22 protein-coding genes are annotated in these 19,375 nt (G+C 42.9%); 14 read left to right on the top strand and 8 right to left on the bottom strand.

All coding sequences use genetic code 11. From position 1 onward, the window contains the following. Window positions 1-7: 7 nt before the first annotated feature. Genes accC through HT722_RS01085 form a run of 3 tightly spaced genes read left to right on the top strand, consistent with a single transcriptional unit; the run spans window position 8 to window position 3,042 of the window. Window positions 8-1,375, top strand: a complete 1,368-nt coding sequence (gene accC / locus HT722_RS01095) for an acetyl-CoA carboxylase biotin carboxylase subunit (protein WP_061759874.1) — start codon at window positions 8-10, stop codon at window positions 1,373-1,375. Between the two features lie 36 nt (window positions 1,376-1,411). Continuing rightward, window positions 1,412-2,278 (top strand): acetyl-CoA carboxylase, carboxyltransferase subunit beta, encoded by an 867-nt coding sequence (gene accD / locus HT722_RS01090; RefSeq protein ID WP_173277050.1) that lies wholly within the window; start codon window positions 1,412-1,414, stop codon window positions 2,276-2,278. Continuing rightward, window positions 2,275-3,042 (top strand): acetyl-CoA carboxylase carboxyl transferase subunit alpha, encoded by a 768-nt coding sequence (locus HT722_RS01085; protein ID WP_173277049.1) that lies wholly within the window; start codon window positions 2,275-2,277, stop codon window positions 3,040-3,042. The genes accD and HT722_RS01085 overlap by 4 nt, the downstream gene beginning before the upstream one ends. A gap of 241 nt (window positions 3,043-3,283) precedes the next feature. Here the strand turns inward: HT722_RS01085 and nusB are convergent, their stop codons facing one another. From nusB to gatC, 6 genes are all read right to left on the bottom strand, one after another. Further along, window positions 3,284-3,709: a transcription antitermination factor NusB gene (gene nusB, locus HT722_RS01080; protein WP_173277048.1), complete on the bottom strand. Its 426-nt coding sequence runs from the start codon at window positions 3,707-3,709 to the stop codon at window positions 3,284-3,286. Then, complete coding sequence (locus HT722_RS01075) at window positions 3,702-4,091, bottom strand: Asp23/Gls24 family envelope stress response protein (protein ID WP_050242198.1); 390 nt, start codon at window positions 4,089-4,091, stop codon at window positions 3,702-3,704. The genes nusB and HT722_RS01075 overlap by 8 nt, the downstream gene beginning before the upstream one ends. Before the next feature lie 21 nt (window positions 4,092-4,112). Continuing rightward, complete coding sequence (efp, locus tag HT722_RS01070) at window positions 4,113-4,673, bottom strand: elongation factor P (protein ID WP_000568643.1); 561 nt, start codon at window positions 4,671-4,673, stop codon at window positions 4,113-4,115. A gap of 232 nt (window positions 4,674-4,905) precedes the next feature. Further along, the gene (gene gatB / locus HT722_RS01065) at window positions 4,906-6,348 is read right to left on the bottom strand and encodes an Asp-tRNA(Asn)/Glu-tRNA(Gln) amidotransferase subunit GatB (RefSeq protein ID WP_173277047.1); all 1,443 of its coding nucleotides are present in this window, start codon (window positions 6,346-6,348) and stop codon (window positions 4,906-4,908) included. Further along, window positions 6,348-7,814 carry an Asp-tRNA(Asn)/Glu-tRNA(Gln) amidotransferase subunit GatA gene (gene gatA, locus HT722_RS01060; RefSeq protein ID WP_173277046.1) on the bottom strand — a complete coding sequence of 489 codons (1,467 nt, stop codon included), beginning with the start codon at window positions 7,812-7,814 and terminating at the stop codon, window positions 6,348-6,350. Before gatA ends, gatB begins: the two co-directional genes overlap by 1 nt. Next, on the bottom strand, window positions 7,814-8,116 hold the full coding sequence (gene gatC / locus HT722_RS01055; RefSeq protein WP_000705419.1) for an Asp-tRNA(Asn)/Glu-tRNA(Gln) amidotransferase subunit GatC: 303 nt from the start codon (window positions 8,114-8,116) through the stop codon (window positions 7,814-7,816). The genes gatA and gatC overlap by 1 nt, the downstream gene beginning before the upstream one ends. A gap of 212 nt (window positions 8,117-8,328) precedes the next feature. Here gatC and HT722_RS01050 point away from each other — a divergent pair, with 212 nt between their 5' ends. Further along, the gene (locus HT722_RS01050; RefSeq protein ID WP_001025437.1) at window positions 8,329-9,873 is read left to right on the top strand and encodes a peptide chain release factor 3; all 1,545 of its coding nucleotides are present in this window, start codon (window positions 8,329-8,331) and stop codon (window positions 9,871-9,873) included. A 343-nt stretch (window positions 9,874-10,216) separates the two neighbouring features. Here HT722_RS01050 and HT722_RS01045 read toward each other — a convergent pair whose 3' ends face one another. Then, complete coding sequence (locus tag HT722_RS01045) at window positions 10,217-11,170, bottom strand: aromatic acid exporter family protein (protein WP_173277045.1); 954 nt, start codon at window positions 11,168-11,170, stop codon at window positions 10,217-10,219. A gap of 67 nt (window positions 11,171-11,237) precedes the next feature. Next, a complete protein-coding gene (gene sstT, locus HT722_RS01040) occupies window positions 11,238-12,443 on the bottom strand; it encodes a serine/threonine transporter SstT (protein WP_050079233.1) in 1,206 nt (401 codons plus the stop codon). Window positions 12,444-12,581: 138 nt separating this feature from the next. Between sstT and HT722_RS01035 the strand changes: the two genes are divergently transcribed. The 10 genes from HT722_RS01035 (at window position 12,582) to HT722_RS00990 (ending at window position 19,370) form a co-directional block, all read left to right on the top strand. Then, window positions 12,582-13,142, top strand: a complete 561-nt coding sequence (locus tag HT722_RS01035; RefSeq protein WP_173277044.1) for a mechanosensitive ion channel domain-containing protein — start codon at window positions 12,582-12,584, stop codon at window positions 13,140-13,142. Between the two features lie 57 nt (window positions 13,143-13,199). Beyond that, window positions 13,200-14,105: a magnesium transporter CorA family protein gene (locus HT722_RS01030; RefSeq protein WP_000242268.1), complete on the top strand. Its 906-nt coding sequence runs from the start codon at window positions 13,200-13,202 to the stop codon at window positions 14,103-14,105. A gap of 16 nt (window positions 14,106-14,121) precedes the next feature. Next, entirely contained in the window at window positions 14,122-14,649 is a 528-nt protein-coding gene (locus HT722_RS01025) for a YqeG family HAD IIIA-type phosphatase (RefSeq protein WP_173277043.1), read from the top strand. A 2-nt stretch (window positions 14,650-14,651) separates the two neighbouring features. Then, window positions 14,652-15,758, top strand: coding sequence for a ribosome biogenesis GTPase YqeH (gene yqeH / locus HT722_RS01020; protein WP_173277042.1), 1,107 nt, complete (start codon window positions 14,652-14,654; stop codon window positions 15,756-15,758). A gap of 212 nt (window positions 15,759-15,970) precedes the next feature. Continuing rightward, window positions 15,971-16,282, top strand: coding sequence for a ribosome assembly RNA-binding protein YhbY (gene yhbY / locus HT722_RS01015; RefSeq protein WP_000060171.1), 312 nt, complete (start codon window positions 15,971-15,973; stop codon window positions 16,280-16,282). Window positions 16,283-16,332: 50 nt separating this feature from the next. Then, entirely contained in the window at window positions 16,333-16,962 is a 630-nt protein-coding gene (locus HT722_RS01010) for a nicotinate-nucleotide adenylyltransferase (protein ID WP_173277041.1), read from the top strand. After that, complete coding sequence (gene yqeK, locus HT722_RS01005) at window positions 16,962-17,555, top strand: bis(5'-nucleosyl)-tetraphosphatase (symmetrical) YqeK (RefSeq protein WP_173277040.1); 594 nt, start codon at window positions 16,962-16,964, stop codon at window positions 17,553-17,555. Before HT722_RS01010 ends, yqeK begins: the two co-directional genes overlap by 1 nt. Continuing rightward, a complete protein-coding gene (locus tag HT722_RS01000; RefSeq protein WP_173277039.1) occupies window positions 17,556-18,056 on the top strand; it encodes a cysteine hydrolase family protein in 501 nt (166 codons plus the stop codon). It begins immediately after the preceding gene. A gap of 12 nt (window positions 18,057-18,068) precedes the next feature. Beyond that, on the top strand, window positions 18,069-18,422 hold the full coding sequence (gene rsfS, locus HT722_RS00995) for a ribosome silencing factor (RefSeq protein ID WP_173277038.1): 354 nt from the start codon (window positions 18,069-18,071) through the stop codon (window positions 18,420-18,422). Window positions 18,423-18,629: 207 nt separating this feature from the next. Then, a complete protein-coding gene (locus HT722_RS00990) occupies window positions 18,630-19,370 on the top strand; it encodes a class I SAM-dependent methyltransferase (protein ID WP_345789569.1) in 741 nt (246 codons plus the stop codon). The last annotated feature ends 5 nt before the right edge of the window (window positions 19,371-19,375 follow it).

Below are 19,375 nucleotides of genomic sequence, written 5' to 3'. Positions count from 1 at the left end.
GTTCTCCATGTTTCGAAAAATTTTAATTGCCAATCGTGGTGAAATTGCGGTTCGTATCATCCGTGCGGCGCGTGAATTGGGGATTGCGACGGTAGCGGTTTATTCAACTGCTGATAAGGAAGCCCTTCATACGCTTTTGGCAGATGAAGCAGTTTGTATCGGTCCTGGCAAGGCAACAGAGTCTTATCTCAATATCAATGCGGTCCTATCAGCTGCAGTCTTGACTGAGGCAGAAGCCATTCACCCAGGTTTTGGCTTTCTCAGTGAAAATTCTAAATTTGCTACCATGTGTGAAGAGGTGGGTATTAAGTTTATCGGCCCATCTGGTCATGTCATGGATATGATGGGAGACAAAATCAATGCGCGTGCTCAGATGATTAAGGCTGGTGTGCCTGTCATTCCAGGTTCAGATGGAGAAGTGCATAACTCTGAGGAAGCCTTGATTGTTGCTGAAAAAATTGGCTATCCTGTTATGCTCAAGGCTTCAGCAGGTGGAGGTGGTAAAGGGATTCGTAAGGTTGAAAAACCAGAGGACCTCGTATCAGCTTTTGAGACCGCCTCTAGTGAAGCCAAGGCCAATTATGGCAATGGTGCCATGTACATAGAACGGGTTATCTATCCAGCTCGTCACATCGAGGTTCAAATCCTAGGAGATGAACACGGGAATGTAATCCACTTGGGGGAACGGGATTGCTCTCTTCAACGGAATAACCAAAAGGTTTTAGAAGAAAGTCCTTCGATTGCAATCGGAAAAACGCTACGTCATGAAATCGGTGCTGCTGCTGTTCGAGCTGCAGAGTCTGTTGGCTATGAGAATGCAGGAACCATTGAGTTTTTGCTTGATGAAGCAAGTAGCAATTTCTACTTCATGGAGATGAATACTCGTGTACAAGTAGAACATCCAGTAACAGAATTTGTTTCAGGTGTGGATATCGTTAAGGAACAGATTCGCATTGCGGCAGGTCAGCCTCTGTCTGTTAAGCAAGAAGATATTGTCCTACGAGGTCATGCCATCGAGTGTCGAATCAATGCAGAAAATCCAGCCTTTAACTTTGCTCCAAGTCCAGGTAAGATTACCAATCTCTATCTGCCAAGTGGTGGAGTTGGCTTGCGCGTGGATTCAGCAGTTTATCCAGGCTATACCATTCCGCCTTATTATGATAGTATGATTGCTAAAATCATCGTTCATGGTGAAAATCGTTTTGATGCCTTGATGAAAATGCAACGTGCCCTCTATGAATTAGAGATTGAAGGGGTGCAGACCAATGCTGATTTCCAGCTTGACCTCATTTCAGATCGCAATGTCATTGCTGGAGATTACGATACTTCCTTCTTGATGGAAACCTTCTTACCTAAATATCAAGAAAAAGAATAAAATGACTTCAAGAGTTTAAACCGAAAAGGGGAATCAATGGCTCTATTTAGTAAAAAAGATAAGTATATTCGAATCAATCCCAATCGTTCGGTTAGGGAAAAACCTCAAGCTAAGCCAGAGGTTCCAGATGAATTATTCTCCCAGTGTCCAGGCTGTAAGCATACCATTTATCAGAAGGATCTGGGAAGTGAACGTATCTGTCCACATTGTAGCTATACCTTTCGTATTTCTGCCCAAGAACGCTTGGCTTTGACGATTGATATGGGAACCTTCAAGGAATTGTTTACAGGGATTGAGAGCAAGGATCTCTTGCATTTCCCTGGTTATCAAAAGAAATTAGCAACTATGCGTGAAAAAACTGGTCTGGACGAAGCCGTTGTGACAGGAACAGCTCTTATTAAGGGTCAGACTGTGGCTCTTGGGATTATGGATTCCAACTTTATCATGGCTTCTATGGGTACGGTTGTAGGGGAAAAAATCACTCGTTTGTTTGAGTATGCGACTGTTGAACAGTTACCAGTTGTTCTCTTCACAGCCTCTGGTGGGGCCCGTATGCAGGAAGGAATTATGAGTCTCATGCAGATGGCCAAGATTTCTGCAGCGGTTAAACGTCATTCAAATGCTGGCCTCTTTTACCTGACTATTTTGACAGATCCAACGACTGGTGGTGTGACAGCTTCTTTCGCTATGGAAGGCGATATCATTCTGGCTGAACCACAAAGTTTGGTTGGTTTTGCTGGGCGTCGTGTCATTGAAAATACGGTTCGTGAGAGCTTGCCTGAGGGGTTCCAAAAGGCAGAATTCCTATTGGAACATGGCTTTGTGGATGCTATCGTTAAAAGAAGAGACTTGCCAGATACGATTGCAAGCCTAGTCAGATTGCATGGAGGGAGTCCTAGATGAATATTGCAAAAATAGTCAGAGAAGCGCGTGAGCAGAGTCGCTTGACAACTTTGGATTTTGCGACAGGCATTTTTGATGAATTTATCCAATTACATGGTGACCGTTCTTTTCGAGATGATGGTGCAGTTGTTGGTGGTATCGGCTGGCTTGGAGACCAAGCTGTAACAGTGGTTGGTATTCAAAAAGGCAAGAGTTTACAAGACAACCTAAAACGGAATTTTGGTCAACCGCATCCAGAAGGCTACCGCAAGGCTCTACGGTTGATGAAACAGGCTGAAAAATTTGGCCGTCCAGTTGTGACCTTTATCAATACAGCAGGTGCCTATCCTGGTGTGGGAGCGGAAGAACGTGGACAGGGAGAAGCTATTGCTCGCAATCTCATGGAAATGAGTGACCTGAAAGTTCCGATTATTGCTATCATTATCGGTGAAGGTGGTTCTGGTGGGGCTTTGGCTCTAGCCGTTGCGGACCGTGTTTGGATGCTGGAAAATTCTATTTATGCCATTCTCAGCCCAGAAGGCTTTGCTTCCATTCTATGGAAGGACGGTAGTCGTGCCATGGAAGCAGCAGAGTTGATGAAAATCACTTCGCATGAACTGTTAGAAATGGACGTAGTAGACAAGGTGATTTCTGAAGCAGGACTTTCTAGCAAAGAACTGATTAAGAGTGTCAAAAAAGAACTCCAAACGGAGCTGGCTAGACTTTCACAAAAACCGTTAGAAGCGTTGTTGGGAGAACGTTACCAACGATTTAGAAAATACTAATACTCTTCGAAAATCTCTTCAAACCACGTCAGCTTCGCCTTGCCGTANNTATCCACAACCTCAAAACCGTGTTTTGAGCAGTCTACGGCTAGCTTCCTAGTTTGCTCTTTGATTTTCATTGAGTATAGTTCTTCAGAATACGCAAAAACTAGAACTGGCAGTCAGTTCTAGTTTTTATGTGGTTCTTACTCTGTATCAAGGACGAAGTAAAAGGTGCTTGGAAGACCAAACACCTTTTCGATTATTCATTTTCTTCAGTTACAAATTGACTAAGCAATCCATTGATAAAACGGGCTGATTTTTGATCTGAAAAATTCTTGGCAAGTTCAATGGCTTCATTGACTGCTACCAGCTGAGGTGTATCAAATGATGTGATTTCAAAGATACCCAAGCGTAGTAAGTTTTTTTCGACCAAGGTTAAGCGTTCAACTGTCCAGCCTGATTTGAGGTGCTGGTTGATTTGTTTATCCAACTCTTCTTTTTGAGCTTGGATACCAGAAACCAAGTTTAGAAGAAAGGCTGGGATTTGCACATCTTCATCTTCACGGTCATGCGTGTAGGCAAAGCGACAAGCAGTTTTCATATCTGTGCCGAATTCAAGGCTCATAAGAGCTTGAAAAGCGCATTTACGAAGTTCACGTCTGGATTCTAATAGTGGACTAGTCATTGAGGAAGTCCTCGTCAAACAAATCTTTCAACTCTGGTTTCGGAGTTTTATCCGGAACGATTCCCGCAACGTGAATATTGACAACAGAAAGTTCCACATCAGCCATATTACGAACAGCGTCCTTAACAGCTTTTTGGATAGCCATAGCGACTTTAGGTACTTTCACACCGTACTCAAGATAGAGATAGATGTCAGCAGTTAGCTCTTCGTTGCTTTCTTTTAAGTAGACGCCACGACCAAGAGAGAGTTTTGATAGGGTGTCAGATACGGATTTATTTGAAAATGAGTGGACACCATCAACTTTAGCAGTTGCGATGGCAATGATTTTTTCAAGTACACGTGGAGCGATAACGATTTCGCCAAATTGTTCTTCAATTCCCATAGAATGACCTCTTTCTAGAGATTAGGCACGAGAAACGTAAGTTCCTTCTGCAGTGTTGATGATCAATTTTTGTCCAGCTTCGATGAAGTCAGGAACGTTGACAACAAGTCCAGTTTCCATAGTTGCTGGTTTACCAGAACCTGTAACAGTAGCACCTTTGATAGATGGTTGTGTTTCAGCGACTGTTAATTCAACAGTAGTTGGTACAGTGACACCGATTACTTCAGTTCCGTAGAATTGGATTTTTACATCAGAGTTTTCAAGGATGTAAAGCAATTCATTTTCAACGTTTACGACTGGGATTTCGTATTGGTCGTAAGTTTCAGTATTCATGAAGTAGGCAGTTTCATCCATTTTGTACAAGTATTGAGCTGGAACAGTCTCGATAATAGCTTGTTCGAATTTTTCTTCTGGACGGTAGCTTGTGTCAAATGTAGAACCAGTACGGACATCACGCAATTTCATACGCATGATTGTGTTCCCTTTACCTGGTTTGTGGTGGCTAGCTTCCAAAACGCGGATCAATTTTCCGTCTGCAGTTTCAAATGTCATACCAGCTTTCAATTTGCTTGCTTCAATCATGTTTTTACCTCTTTAATAAATATTATTACTCTTCATTTTACCATAAAATCTTCTGGAAATAAAGCCAAAATAGTTAATGGGAGATGGTAGGGGAGAGGAATCTGGGCAAAAACTCAATTTCAGGAGAAAATAATCTAGATTTTTCCACAATAAAACGCATAGCATCAAGTTTTTCAATACCTGATAGTATGCGTTTTTCTGATTTTAAAGACTGTTTGTAGTCTCTTTTTGCTTACTTTTCTTTCAACTTCGCCAATTCTTGGGCAAGGAGTTTAAGGGCGACTTGTGGGTTGGCTTGGCCTTTGGTTGATTTCATAAGGAATCCTGTGAAGGCCTTGTCTGCGTTACGTTTGCCTGACTTGAAGTCGGCAACGGCTGCTTCGTTATCCGCAAAGACTTGGTGGATGATTGGAATCAGGACATCTGGATCTGAGATTTGGACCATACCTGCTTTTTCCACGTATTCACGCGCACCACCACCATTTTTAGCTAGGTGGACAAAGACTTTCTTGGCAATCTTAGAAGAGATCGTGCCGTCTTCGATGATGGCAATCATTTCAACCAAGTTTTCTGGTGTCAATTCGATTTGTTCGAGAGTTTTGCCTTCAGCGTTCAAGAATTGAGCGACTTCCCCTTGGATCCAGTTAGAGACTTGCTTAGCATCGCCACCGAGAGCAACAGCTTTTTCAAAGAAGTCAGAAGTGACTTTGTTAGCAGTCAACTGGCTAGCATCGTAGTCTGACAAGCCAAGGTCAGAGACGTAGCGAGCACGGCGTTCTTTTGGAAATTCTGGTAACTCTGTACGCATTTCCTCAATCCACTCATCTGAAATTTCAAAGAGAGGTAGGTCTGGTTCTGGGAAGTAGCGGTAGTCTGCAGCACCTTCTTTGACACGCATGAGGATGGTTGCCTTGTTAGCTTCGTCGTAACGGCGTGTTTCTTGACGGATTTGACCACCTGAGCGAAGGATTTCAGCTTGACGTTGAACTTCGTATTCAAGACCTTTGCGAACGTTTGAGAAGGAGTTGAGGTTTTTCAACTCAGTTTTGGTACCGAATTTTTCTTGACCATACGGACGAAGTGAGATGTTGGCATCCACACGCATAGAACCTTCTTCCATCTTAACGTCAGAAATGCCAGCGTACTGGATAACCTCCTTGAGGGCTGTTAGGTAAGCGTAGGCTTCTTCTGGTGAACGCATATCGGCTTCAGATACAATCTCGATCAAAGGCACCCCTTGGCGGTTGAGGTCAACATAAGAGTAACCGTCTGTACCGTGGGTGTTTTTACCAGCGTCTTCTTCTAGGTGGGCACGTTCGATACCGATTTTCTTAGTCGTACCGTCTTCTAGCTCGACTTCAATCCAGCCGTTATAACCGATTGGTTCATCAAACTGGGAAATTTGGTAGGCCTTTGGATTATCAGGATAGAAGTAGTTCTTGCGGTCAAAGTGCATCTTTTTGTGGATGTCCATATTGAGGGCAAGAGCAGCTTTGATACCGGCATCGACAACACCTTTGTTGAGAACCGGAAGTACTCCTGGGAAGGACCAGTCAATCACGTTAGTGTTGGCATTTTGGTCATTTCCGAAGTGGGCAGAAGTAGGTGAGAAGATTTTTGAATTGGTGTTGAGCTCTACGTGGACTTCAAGTCCAATGACTGTTTCAAAGTTCATTAGTTGTCACCTCCAAAAATCACGGGTTGTTGTTTGTGGTAGTCTGTTGTTGCTTCAAAGGCAGCAGCAGCTTGGTAAATGGTTTCCTCAGAGTACTTAGGACCAATCAATTGTAGACCGACAGGTAGACCTTGAGAGAATCCAGCAGGAATCGAAATTCCTGGTAGACCAGCTAAGTTGACTGGGATGGTCAAGAGGTCAGCCAAGTACATGGCAACTGGGTCATGGTTGAGTGAGTCCAAGTCATAGGCAACACTAGGAGCAGTTGGACCCAAAATCAAGTCGTAATCCGCGAAGACTTTTTCGAAATCTTGGATGATGAGGGTACGGACTTGACCAGCCTTCTTGTAGTAAGCATCGTAATAACCTGATGAAAGACTGAAAGTACCTAACATGATACGACGTTTCACTTCTTCACCGAAACCTTGGCTACGGCTGTTTACATAGATTTCATCAAGGTTGGTTGCATCCTCTGCGCGGTAGCCGTAACGGATACCGTCAAAACGTTGCAAGTTTGATGAAGCTTCAGATGAAGCGATGATGTAGTAAACGGCAACTCCGTATTTAGAGTGAGGAAGGCTGACTTCTTCGACAATAGCACCAAGTTTTTCAAAGTGTTTAGCGGCATTCAGAATGGTTTCCTTAACCTCTGGGTCAATTCCTTCACCGAGGTATTCCTTAGGCAAAGCGATTTTCATACCCTTGATGTCTTGGCCGATTTTTGAAGTAAAGTCGGCGATGCGGACAGGAGCAGAAGTAGAGTCTTTGACATCTTCGCTGGCAATAGCATTGAGCAGGAGGGCATTTTCCTTAACAGTTGGCGCAAAAGGTCCAATCTGGTCTAATGAGCTACCAAAGGCAATGAGACCGAAACGAGAAACCGTTCCGTAGGTTGGTTTGAGACCAACAATCCCGTTGAAGGCAGCAGGTTGGCGGATAGAACCACCGGTATCAGAACCAAGTGACAAGCGGACTTGTCCTGAGGCTACAGCTGCGGCTGAACCACTTGAAGAACCACCAGGAACCTTGGTCTGATCCCAAGCATTTTTAGTGGCACCGTAGTGAGAAGTTTCACCTGAACCACCCATGGCAAATTCGTCCATGTTGGTTTTTCCGACAACAATCATACCTTTAGCTTTGGCATTAGCAACGGCTGTCGCATCAAAGATAGGCTCGTAGTTGTAGAGCATTTTTGAGGCAGCAGTTGTGAGAATACCGTCTGTAGAGATGTTATCCTTAACTGCAAGTGGAATTCCTGAAAGGACATTGTCAGTGTCAATTCCAGTTTCATCAATAGCTTTAGCTTGAGCAAGGGCTTGCTCCTCAGCGATGGTAACAAAAGCGTTAATAGCTGTCTCGCGAGACTTGATATCTTCAAGCGTAGCTTGTGTCAATTCTGTTGCTGAAATTTCCTTAGAAACAAGGAGATTGTGCAAGTCTTCAATGGTTTTATTGTTGAAAGTCATTAGGCATCTCCTCCATCGTCTAGGATAGCTGGTACCTTGATATAATAGTTATCTTTTTCAGGTACGTTTTTAAACAAGCGATCGCGGTCTGTTCCTTCTTCGGCCACATCAGGTCGGAGTACAGTCTTGCGGTCAGCCATAGTTGTAGTTGGTGCGACACCAGTTGTGTCAACTTCGCCTAGCAACTCAACCATGTCAACAATCTTAGACAAGGTAGTCGCAAAGGCAGCAGTTTCTTCTTCAGAGAATCTTAATTTTGAAAGATTGGCAACGTGTGTTACCTCTTCTTGCGTAATTTTCATCTTGCATCCTTTCGTGAAATGATGATTTTTAGTCTGTTCTATTTTACCATATTTTCCTATAAATAAGGGAGGGATAAGTGAAAAGAAATAGAAATTGAAAAAAATGCTAAAATCCGATATAATGGAGTGTTGAAAGGAATGGTAAAATCCAATGTAAAAATCATTCTTAGCTATCGAAACAAGAAAAATAGAGAATCAAAGAAAGAGAACTTATGAATATTCAAGAAGAAATTAAGAAACGCCGTACCTTTGCCATCATCTCCCACCCTGACGCGGGGAAAACTACTATTACTGAGCAGTTGCTCTACTTTGGGGGCGAGATTCGTGAGGCTGGTACGGTTAAAGGAAAGAAAACAGGGACTTTTGCCAAGTCTGACTGGATGGATATCGAGAAGCAACGTGGGATTTCGGTTACTTCATCTGTTATGCAGTTTGACTACGATGGCAAGCGCGTGAATATCCTCGACACACCAGGGCACGAGGACTTCTCAGAAGATACTTATCGTACCTTGATGGCGGTGGATGCTGCGGTCATGGTCGTGGATTCTGCCAAGGGTATCGAGGCCCAAACCAAGAAATTGTTTGAGGTTGTGAAACACCGTGGCATTCCAGTCTTTACCTTTATGAACAAGCTAGACCGTGACGGACGTGAGCCACTGGACCTCTTGCAAGAATTGGAAGAAGTCTTGGGAATTGCTAGCTACCCTATGAACTGGCCAATCGGGATGGGGAAAGCTTTTGAGGGTTTGTATGATCTCTATAACCAACGCCTGGAGCTCTACAAAGGGGATGAGCGTTTTGCTAGTCTAGAAGATGGGGACAAGCTTTTTGGTAGCAATCCTTTCTACGAGCAAGTCAAAGATGATATTGAACTTTTAAATGAAGCTGGAAATGAGTTTTCAGAGGAAGCTATCCTTGCTGGAGAATTGACACCTGTCTTCTTTGGTTCAGCTTTGACAAACTTTGGTGTGCAGACCTTCCTTGAGACCTTCCTCAAGTTTGCTCCAGAACCACATGGACACAAGAAAACAGATGGCGAAATTGTGGATCCTTACGACAAGGATTTCTCAGGATTTGTCTTTAAAATCCAAGCCAATATGGATCCTCGTCACCGTGACCGTATTGCCTTTGTCCGTATCGTATCGGGTGAATTTGAACGTGGCATGAGTGTCAATCTACCTCGTACTGGTAAAGGGGCTAAACTGTCGAATGTCACTCAGTTTATGGCTGAAAGTCGTGAGAATGTGACCAATGCCGTGGCAGGTGATATTATCGGGGTTTACGATACCGGTACTTATCAGGTTGGGGATACCTTGACAGTTGGGAAAAATAAATTTGAATTTGAACCCCTACCAACCTTTACCCCTGAAATTTTCATGAAAGTTTCTGCTAAGAATGTCATGAAGCAAAAATCCTTCCACAAGGGAATTGAGCAACTGGTGCAAGAGGGTGCCATTCAGCTTTATAAAAATTACCAAACAGGCGAGTACATGCTGGGAGCTGTAGGTCAACTCCAGTTTGAAGTCTTCAAACACCGTATGGAAGGCGAATACAATGCGGAAGTCGTCATGAGTCCAATGGGTAAAAAGACCGTTCGTTGGATCAAGCCTGAGGATTTGGATGAACGGATGTCATCAAGTCGCAATATCTTGGCCAAAGACCGTTTTGACCAACCAGTCTTCCTTTTTGAAAATGACTTTGCCCTCCGTTGGTTTGCGGACAAGTATCCAGACGTAGAGTTGGAAGAAAAAATGTAGATCGCCAAAGTTACTTGATTGTGTAACAATCTAAGTAACTAACGCCAAGTTTCTATGGAACTTGGCTAGGCGCTCCACTAGTAAAGTTTTACGAATAATATCGATTCGTAAAACTTTCCGTCGTAACTGGTAGTGAGTGGCCTAGCTAACTGCTTTACTAACTACGTTTGGCAACTAGAATCGATTTGCCAAACTCCGTGTCGTAATCTAACAATCGGTAACCTTTATATTGGTTGATTTAAATATTCTAATAAGAGAAGTCCAGGAATGCTCATTCTTGGGCCACAAATAAAAGAAAACTTCAGATATTCACCTTTTGTGGATTGGTCTGAAGTTTTCTTTTTTACTGTCCATATTTTTGGTAAAAATCAACTTTGACTTGGATGAAGGTTTTGGCTTCACGTAGGAGTTGAAGAAGGGTGGCGCGGGTTTCAAATTCTTCTCTTGTTTTGGGGAGACTGCGGTTGCGAAAGACTTCTAGATAGCGTTCAATTTCATCTAGTAGATCAGAAGCAGGATTGGTCTGGCTCAGTTGACCGGCAATTTTTGAAAAGAGCTGTGCTAAAATCAGACTTTCGCTGGCAGCTAGGTGACAGGTGTTGATTTGCTGGGCCATATTTCGCAGGATACGACTTTGTCGCTGTCTCATCTCAAAGTAGTGGATATGGTAATCGGTCTGGTGAAAGAGGTGATCAGAGTGATCTAGATAGACTAGTTTGAGGGCTTTTTCCAAAAGAGTGTCTAATTCTTCCACCAGCTGTGCTCGGTTGCGTCCATCCCCTCTGGATAAATAATATTTGAAGCGTAGGAGGATATCTTTTAACTTTTCTTCCACCAGCGTGTGGCAGTACTGGATTTCCTCTTCTCGTGAAGGCATGTAGAGATTGACCAGTAGGGCAAATCCTGTACCGATAGCAAAGAGAAGGAGTTCATTGACTAGAAGGTCTGGAGAGGTTGACTCTTGTACCAATAGGTGGCTAACCAAAACAGTGCTTGGTGTGATACCAATTTCCCAGCCCATCTTGTAGGCTAGAGGAACGTATAGAGCAAGATAGAGGCCAAGGCTCCAGATATGAAATCCGCTCAAGTGAAAAGCCAAAACCCCGATAACAAGAGCCAGAAGCATGGAAAAGAGCCGATTGCGGGCCAGTTTTAAGGTACTTCTACGGGTATCAGATAGGCTTAAGAGGGCGATGATTCCAGCCGAAACTGCTGAGGAAAGATTGAGAAAATAAGCAAGAAAACAGGCAAGACAGGTAGCTAAGATGAGCTTAGTCGTACGTTGGCTAATAGACATAAGAATTTCCTAATAAGTTAGAATAAAAGCGTAAAAGACAAGACCTGAGCAGGCTTGTCTTTATGAGTTATTTTTTACGGGCTGCTGCGTATTCGGCAACGGCGGTAAAGAGGACGTCTGTAGAAGAGTTGAGGGCTGTTTCACATGAGTCTTGGATGACACCAATCACAAATCCAACCCCAACAACTTGCATGGCAATATCGTTAGAAATACCGAAAAGGCTACAAGCAACTGGGATGAGAAGGAGGGAACCGCCAGCGATACCAGAAGCTCCACAGGCTGAGATAGCTGCTACTACACTAAGGACAAAGGCTGTAGCGAAGTCAACGGGGATTCCAAGGGTGTTAACGGCAGCAAGGGTCAAAACGTTAATAGTAATCGCTGCTCCAGCCATATTGATCGTAGAACCAAGTGGGATAGAAACAGAATAGGTATCTGGGTTTAGCCCAAGGTCATGGCAGAGTTTCATGTTGACAGGAATGTTAGCCGCAGAACTACGAGTGAAAAAGGCTGTCACACCGCTGACACGGAGGCAGTTCCAAACTAGAGGGTAAGGATTGCGTCTCATAAAGAAGAAGGCAATCAAAGGGTTGACCACAAGGGCAACAAAAAGCATAGTTGTTACTAATAGAACCAATAAAATACCGTAGTTGGCTAGGCTTCCGATTCCCTTGTCAGAAATGGTTTTAAAAACAAGACCAAGGATTCCAAATGGAGCCAGGTTGATGATCCATTCGACAATTTTAGAAGTCACATCAGCGATAGTTTTTAGCAATTCTTTACTATTTTTGCTGGCCTCTCTCATGGCAATCCCGAAAACAACTGCCCAAGATAGGATACCGATGTAGTTGGCAGTAATGAGGGCATTGACTGGATTGTCAACCAGTTTGAGCAAGAGGTTGCTGAGGACTTGCCCAATCCCATCTGGTGGTGCAATTTCAGTATTGGCACTATTTAGGGTGATTTCAATAGGGACGATGAAACTAGCTACAACAGCTACAAGAGCAGCGGCAAAAGTTCCTAGGATATACAAGAAAACAACAGTTTTCATATTGCTATCTTGCCCCTTTTGATGTTGGGAAAGGGCATTGGCAACGAGGGCAAAGACTAGGATAGGAGCAACAGCTTTTAGACCTCCGACGAATAAATCCCCGAGTAGCCCAATTCCTGAGAGATTAGGAAGGGTCAGTCCTAGGATTCCCCCACAAAGCATACCAATCAAGATACGCTTGACAAGGCTTGCCTTATTCCAAGCATGAATGATTCTTTTCATAATAATCTCCTTTTTATGTAGTGATTATGATTATAGTATAAATGATAGACAAAATCAAGAATTTTCTGTCTATTTTTTGAATATTTATGGAGAATGAGACTGATGAAAATATGGTATAATGAAATAAAGGAGTTTTATATGCAAAAATTTATTCAAGCTTATATTGAAAAGCTAGATGTGACAACCATTATCGAGAATATTCTAACCAAGATTATTTCTCTTTTACTGCTTTTGATTGTATTTTATATTGCTAAAAAAATGCTTCATACCATGGTGCAGAGAATTGCCAAACCTTCTCTAAAAATGTCTCATCATGATGTCGGGCGTCAAAAAACCATCTTACGTTTACTAGAAAATGTGTTTAATTATACGCTATATTTCTTTTTACTCTACTGTATTTTATCGATTTTAGGCTTACCTGTATCTAGTTTGTTGGCTGGGGCTGGGATTGCTGGGGTGGCGATTGGGATGGGAGCCCAAGGTTTTCTGTCTGATGTCATCAATGGCTTTTTCATCCTCTTTGAACGTCAACTGGATGTGGGAGATGAGGTCGTTCTGACAAATGGCCCCATTACTGTATCGGGCAAGGTGGTTAGTGTCGGTATTCGTACGACTCAGCTTCGTAGTGAGGAGCAAGCCCTTCACTTTGTCCCTAACCGAAATATCACGGTTGTTAGCAATTTCTCACGCACAGACTAGACCTGTTATTTTAAGTAATTTGTGGTACAATAGAAAGAGTTTAATAAAGGAGAAAAGATGGTTTTAGAAAAGCAGTTGGGCAATGGTTGTACCTGGATAGACCTTGATGTGGATAAGATTAAAAATATGGAAGATCTTTCTGACATCTATGGATTGGACAAGGAAACCATTGAGTATGCTCTGGATAGAAATGAACGAGCTCATATGGATTATAACCGTGAAACGGAGACGGTAACCTTTATTTATAATGTTCTTGATTTAGAAAAAGACAAAGAATATTATGAAGCGATTCCGATGACCTTTATCGTCGAAAGACAACGAATGATTACCATCAGCAACCATAAGAATGCTTATGTCATTGATCAGATGTCAGCTTATCTGGATAGCCATGAGTCGCTTTCGATTTACAAGTTTCTCTTTGCTGGTTTAGAGATTATCAGTAACGCTTATTATCCTGTCATTGAAGAGATGGATAAAAGTAAGGACGAAATTAGTGCCTTGCTACGTCAAACTACAACAAAGAAAAATCTCTTCGCCCTGTCCGACTTGGAGACAGGTATGGTTTACTTGACAGCAGCGGCAAAACAAAATCGACTCCTCTTGGAACATATCCAGGGCCATGCTCTTTATCGGAGATTTAATGATGTCGAACGAGAGCAGTTTGATGATGCCATGATTGAAGCCCATCAGTTGGTGTCTATGACAGACTTGATTTCTCAAGTCTTGCAACAACTCTCAGCTTCTTACAACAACATCCTAAACAATAACTTGAATGATAGTTTGACAATTTTGACTATTGTCTCCGTCTTACTAGCAGTACTTGCGGTTATTACAGGTTTCTTCGGAATGAATGTTCCTCTACCATTTACAGAAGAGCCAAATGCTTGGATTTATATCTTAATGGCTAGCTTGATTTTATGGGCAGCCTTATCTCAATGGCTGAAGAAAATTACTAGAAAATAAAAGAGAAGGAGCCAGAATGGCGATTGAAAATTACATGCCAGATTTTGCTGTGGAAGCAGTTTATGATTTGACAGTAGAAAGCCTGCAAAAACAAGGAATAAAAGCTGTTTTGGTGGATTTAGATAATACTCTCATTGCTTGGAATAACCCTGACGGGACTCCAGAGATGAAACGATGGTTGCATGACCTTCGTGATGCTGGTATTCGCATCATCGTAGTCTCAAATAACACTAAGAAACGCGTCCAAAGAGCAGTTGAGAAGTTTGGAATTGATTACATTTATTGGGCCTTGAAGCCCTTCACATTTGGGATTGATCGTGCCATGAAGGAATTCCACTATGAGAAAAAGGAAGTGGTCATGGTTGGCGACCAGCTCATGACCGATATTCGAGCAGCCCACCGTGCTGGCATTCGCTCGATTTTAGTCAAACCCTTGGTCCAACATGACTCGATCAAAACGCAGATTAACCGGACTCGCGAGCGCCGTGTGAAGCGAAAAATCACTGAAAAGTACGGACCGATTACATATAAAAAAGGAATTTAACTATGGAAGAAATTCTCTGTATTGGTTGTGGAGCAACCATTCAGACGACAGACAAGGCTGGTCTTGGATTTACCCCTCAGTCGGCACTTGAAAAAGGTTTGGAGACAGGCGAAGTCTATTGCCAACGCTGTTTCCGTCTCCGCCACTACAATGAAATCACGGATGTCCAGTTGACGGATGATGATTTCCTCAAGCTCTTGCACGAAGTGGGAGACAGTGATGCCTTAGTGGTCAATGTCATTGATATCTTTGACTTTAATGGCTCTGTCATCCCAGGCTTGCCACGCTTTGTATCGGGCAATGATGTCCTCTTGGTTGGAAATAAAAAAGATATCCTGCCCAAGTCTGTTAAACCAGGCAAGATTAGCCAGTGGCTCATGGAACGTGCCCACGAAGAAGGTCTTCGTCCAGTCGATGTCGTCCTAACTTCAGCACAAAACAAACATGCCATAAAGGAAGTCATTGACAAGATTGAACACTACCGTAAGGGCCGCGATGTCTATGTGGTCGGTGTGACCAACGTTGGAAAATCAACTCTTATCAATGCTATTATCCAAGAAATCACGGGTGATCAGAATGTCATCACGACTTCGCGCTTCCCAGGGACAACCTTGGACAAGATCGAGATTCCGCTTGATGATGGTTCTTATATCTACGATACGCCGGGGATTATCCACCGTCACCAGATGGCTCATTACTTAACTGCCAAAAACCTCAAGTATGTCAGCCCCAAAAAGGAAATTAAGCCTAAAACCTATCAGCTAAATCCTGAACAAACCCTGTTTTTAGGTGGTCTCGGACGCTTTGATTTCATTACGGGTGAAAAGCAAGGTTTCACTGCCTTCTTTGACAATGAATTGAAACTCCATCGTACCAAGCTTGAAGGTGCTGGTACTTTCTACGACAAGCACCTCGGAACTCTTCTGACACCACCAAATAGTAAGGAAAAAGAAGATTTTCCAAAATTAGTCCAACATGTATTTAACATCAAGGACAAGACAGACCTAGTCATCTCAGGCCTAGGCTGGATCCGCGTAACAGGCACCGCCAAAGTCGCCGTCTGGGCACCAGAAGGTGTCGCAGTCGTCACACGAAAAGCAATCATTTAAACACAGAAAGGAAAGAGTTATCTAGATTCGGGCGAGCTCTGCGAGCCTATAACGAATACTTTTCACTGTGGTGTCAGTTGGTACAAGTGATTGTACCAACTGCGGAAAATTTGAGACCTTAGGCTCAAATTTTAGTCATGAAAGTCCGAAGGACTTTGCTGACGTCCGCCACCACTTTAGAAAAGTATAAAAAGCAACTCTTTTAAGAAATTATGTCATTAACATCAAAACAACGTGCCTTCCTCAACAGTCAGGCACACACCCTTAAACCCATCATCCAAATCGGGAAAAATGGACTGAACGACCAAATCAAAACCAGCGTCCGTCAAGCTCTTGATGCTCGCGAATTGATTAAGGTAACTCTTTTGCAAAACACAGATGAAAACATCCACGAAGTGGCTGAAATCTTGGAAGAAGAAATCGGTGTGGACACAGTCCAAAAAATAGGACGCATCTTGATTTTGTATAAACAATCTAGCAAGAAAGAGAATCGCAAGATTTCTAAAAAAGTCAAAGAAATCTAAAAACCTACTCCAAATAACTGTTTTTACAGAGAAATAAAGGAGACTAGCCTATGGCAATCGAACTATTGACTCCCTTTACCAAGGTAGAGTTGGAGCCAGAAATCAAGGAGAAAAAACGCAAACAAGTTGGGATTCTAGGGGGAAATTTTAACCCTGTTCATAATGCCCATCTGATTGTTGCGGACCAAGTACGCCAGCAGTTGGGACTAGATCAAGTTCTGCTTATGCCTGAATACCAACCTCCTCACGTAGATAAAAAAGAAACCATCTCTGAGAACCATCGTATCAAGATGCTTGAATTGGCGATTGAGGGAATTGAAGGCCTAGCTATTGAAACAATCGAGCTAGAGCGTAAGGGGATTTCCTACACCTATGACACCATGAAAATCTTGACAGAGCAACATTCAGATACGGATTATTACTTCATTATCGGTGCGGATATGGTGGACTATCTGCCTAAATGGTACCGAATTGATGAACTGGTCGATCTGGTTCAGTTTGTGGGGGTTCAACGCCCACGCTACAAGGCTGGAACTTCTTACCCAGTTATCTGGGTGGATGTGCCTCTCATGGATATCTCATCCAGCATGGTGCGTGACTTCCTTGCCCAAGGTCGGAAACCCAACTTTCTCCTACCTCAGCCTGTGCTAGACTATATCGAGAAGGAGGGGCTCTACTGATGGCCTATCAAGACTATATCAACTGCTCCCGTGAGGCTTTGTTGGAAAAAATGGCAGAGCTTCTACCTGAAAACCGTTTAACCCATTGTCTAGGTGTGGAGCGTGCAGCCATAGAACTGGCCCAGCGATTTGGAGTCGATACCGAGAAAGCAGGACTAGCAGGCCTTCTTCATGACTACGCTAAGAAGCTGTCAGATCAGGAATTTCTGAATTTGATTGACCGTTATCAGCTAGACCCTGACCTCAAAAACTGGGGCAATAATGTCTGGCATGGTATGGTTGGCATCTACAAAATTCAGGAAGATTTAGATTTGCATGATTCAGAAATCCTGCGAGCTATTGAAATTCATACAGTCGGTGCTGGTCAGATGACAGATCTTGATAAGGTTATCTACGTAGCAGACTATATCGAGCATAATCGCGCCTTTCCAGGAGTAGATGTGGCACGTGAGATTGCAAGTCTATCGCTCAATAAGGCGGTGGCCTACGAAACAGCTCGTACCGTGGAGCATCTAGCTCATCAGGGATTCCCCATCTATCCCCAAACCCTTGAAACCTATAACGCCTTTGTGCACTCTTTGAAAGAGGACTAAATGAAGACGGCTTTTATAATCATTGATGTTCAGAATATTTTAGTGGAAACTGGGTTCCAGACAAAAAGTCTATTGGAAAAAATTTCTTATTTACAAAACCAGGCTAGAAGCAAGAATATTGAAATTATCTATGTTCAACATATTGAGAACTCTGAAGCTCAAACATCAGAAGATTGGCAGTTATCTGCGCTTTTAAATCGAAAACCTGATGAAAAGGTCTTTCAGAAGAAGTATAACAGTATTTTCAAAGAAACTGGCTTAAAAGAATACTTGGATAGACAGGGGATTGAAAAGTTGATTTTATGTGGTATGCAGACAGAATATTGTGTGGATACCTCTGTCAAGGTTGCCTTTGAATATGGCTATCAGCTTATTATTCCGGAAGGTGCTGTCACAACCTTTGATGGGGATGACATTCCAGCAGAAACGATTAATGAATTTTATGAGGACATTTGGGAGGAGCGCTTTGCAGATGTCCTAGATTACAAACATATTTTCTAAAAAGAGGACTAAATGAACGAAAAAGAATTACTAGAACTAGTCGTGAAAGCGGCTGATGAGAAACGTGCGGAGGATATCCTCGCACTTGATGTACAAGATTTGACCAGCGTGACAGACTACTTTGTTATCACTAGCTCAATGAATAGCCGTCAGTTGGATGCTATCGCTGACAATATCCGTGAAAAAGTAGCGGAAGCAGGATTTAAAGGCAGTCATATCGAAGGCGACGCAGCTGGAGGCTGGGTCTTGCTGGACCTTGGTGCTGTCGTTGTACATGTCTTTTCAGAAGAAATGCGTGCCCACTATAATCTCGAAAAACTATGGCATGAGGCAGATTCTGTAGACTTATCTGAAACTCTGGCCTAGAAGATGAACTCAGTTGTAGTCAACTGGGTTTCTTTGCTTATTTTAGAAGAAAATTGATAGAAAGGTAAAGAGCCTCGTGTTTGGTTGATGTTGAAACTGAACACGAGCTAAAAGCTTAGGGAAAAAGAGTAACTTTCTTTGTATCTGACGATAGGGAAGAAAGTTTCCTATGTACTATTTGCTTTTAAGGCTCTTGGTATCATGATTATGGCAACTTATGAAACTTTTGCGGCGGTCTATGATGCGGTCATGGATGACAGTTTATACGACAAATGGACTGATTTTTCTCTGCGTCATTTGCCAAAAACTAAGGAGAGAAAGAAACTCTTGGAATTGGCTTGTGGAACAGGTATCCAGTCTGTTCGCTTTTCTCAAGCTGGTTTTGATGTGACTGGGCTTGATTTGAGTGCGGATATGTTGAAGATTGCCGAGAAGAGAGCTTCTTCAGCCAAACAAAAGATTGATTTTATGGAAGGCAATATGCTGGATTTGTCTAAGGCAGGTCAATACGACTTTGTCACGTGTTACTCGGACTCAATCTGCTACATGCAGGATGAGGTGGAAGTAGGGGACGTCTTTAAGGAAGTTTATAATGCCCTCAATGAGGACGGGATCTTTATCTTTGATGTGCATTCCACCTACCAGACAGATGAAGTTTTTCCAGGCTATTCCTATCATGAAAATGCGGAAGATTTCGCCATGCTCTGGGATACCTACGAGGACGCAGCTCCTCACTCCATCGTGCATGAGCTGACTTTCTTTATCAAGGAGGCAGACGGTTCCTTTAGTCGCCACGATGAAGTGCATGAGGAGAGGACTTATGAGGTTCTGACCTATGATATTTTGCTGGAGCAGGCTGGATTTAAGTCTTTCAAACTCTATGCGGACTTTGAGGACAAGGAGCCAACAGAAACTAGCACCCGTTGGTTTTTTGTGGCACAGAAGTAGGAGAA

It is taken from the genome of Streptococcus sp. 53 (assembly GCF_013276565.1).
Lineage (GTDB): Bacteria > Bacillota > Bacilli > Lactobacillales > Streptococcaceae > Streptococcus.
This window is presented reverse-complemented; position numbering and strand designations above follow the sequence as displayed.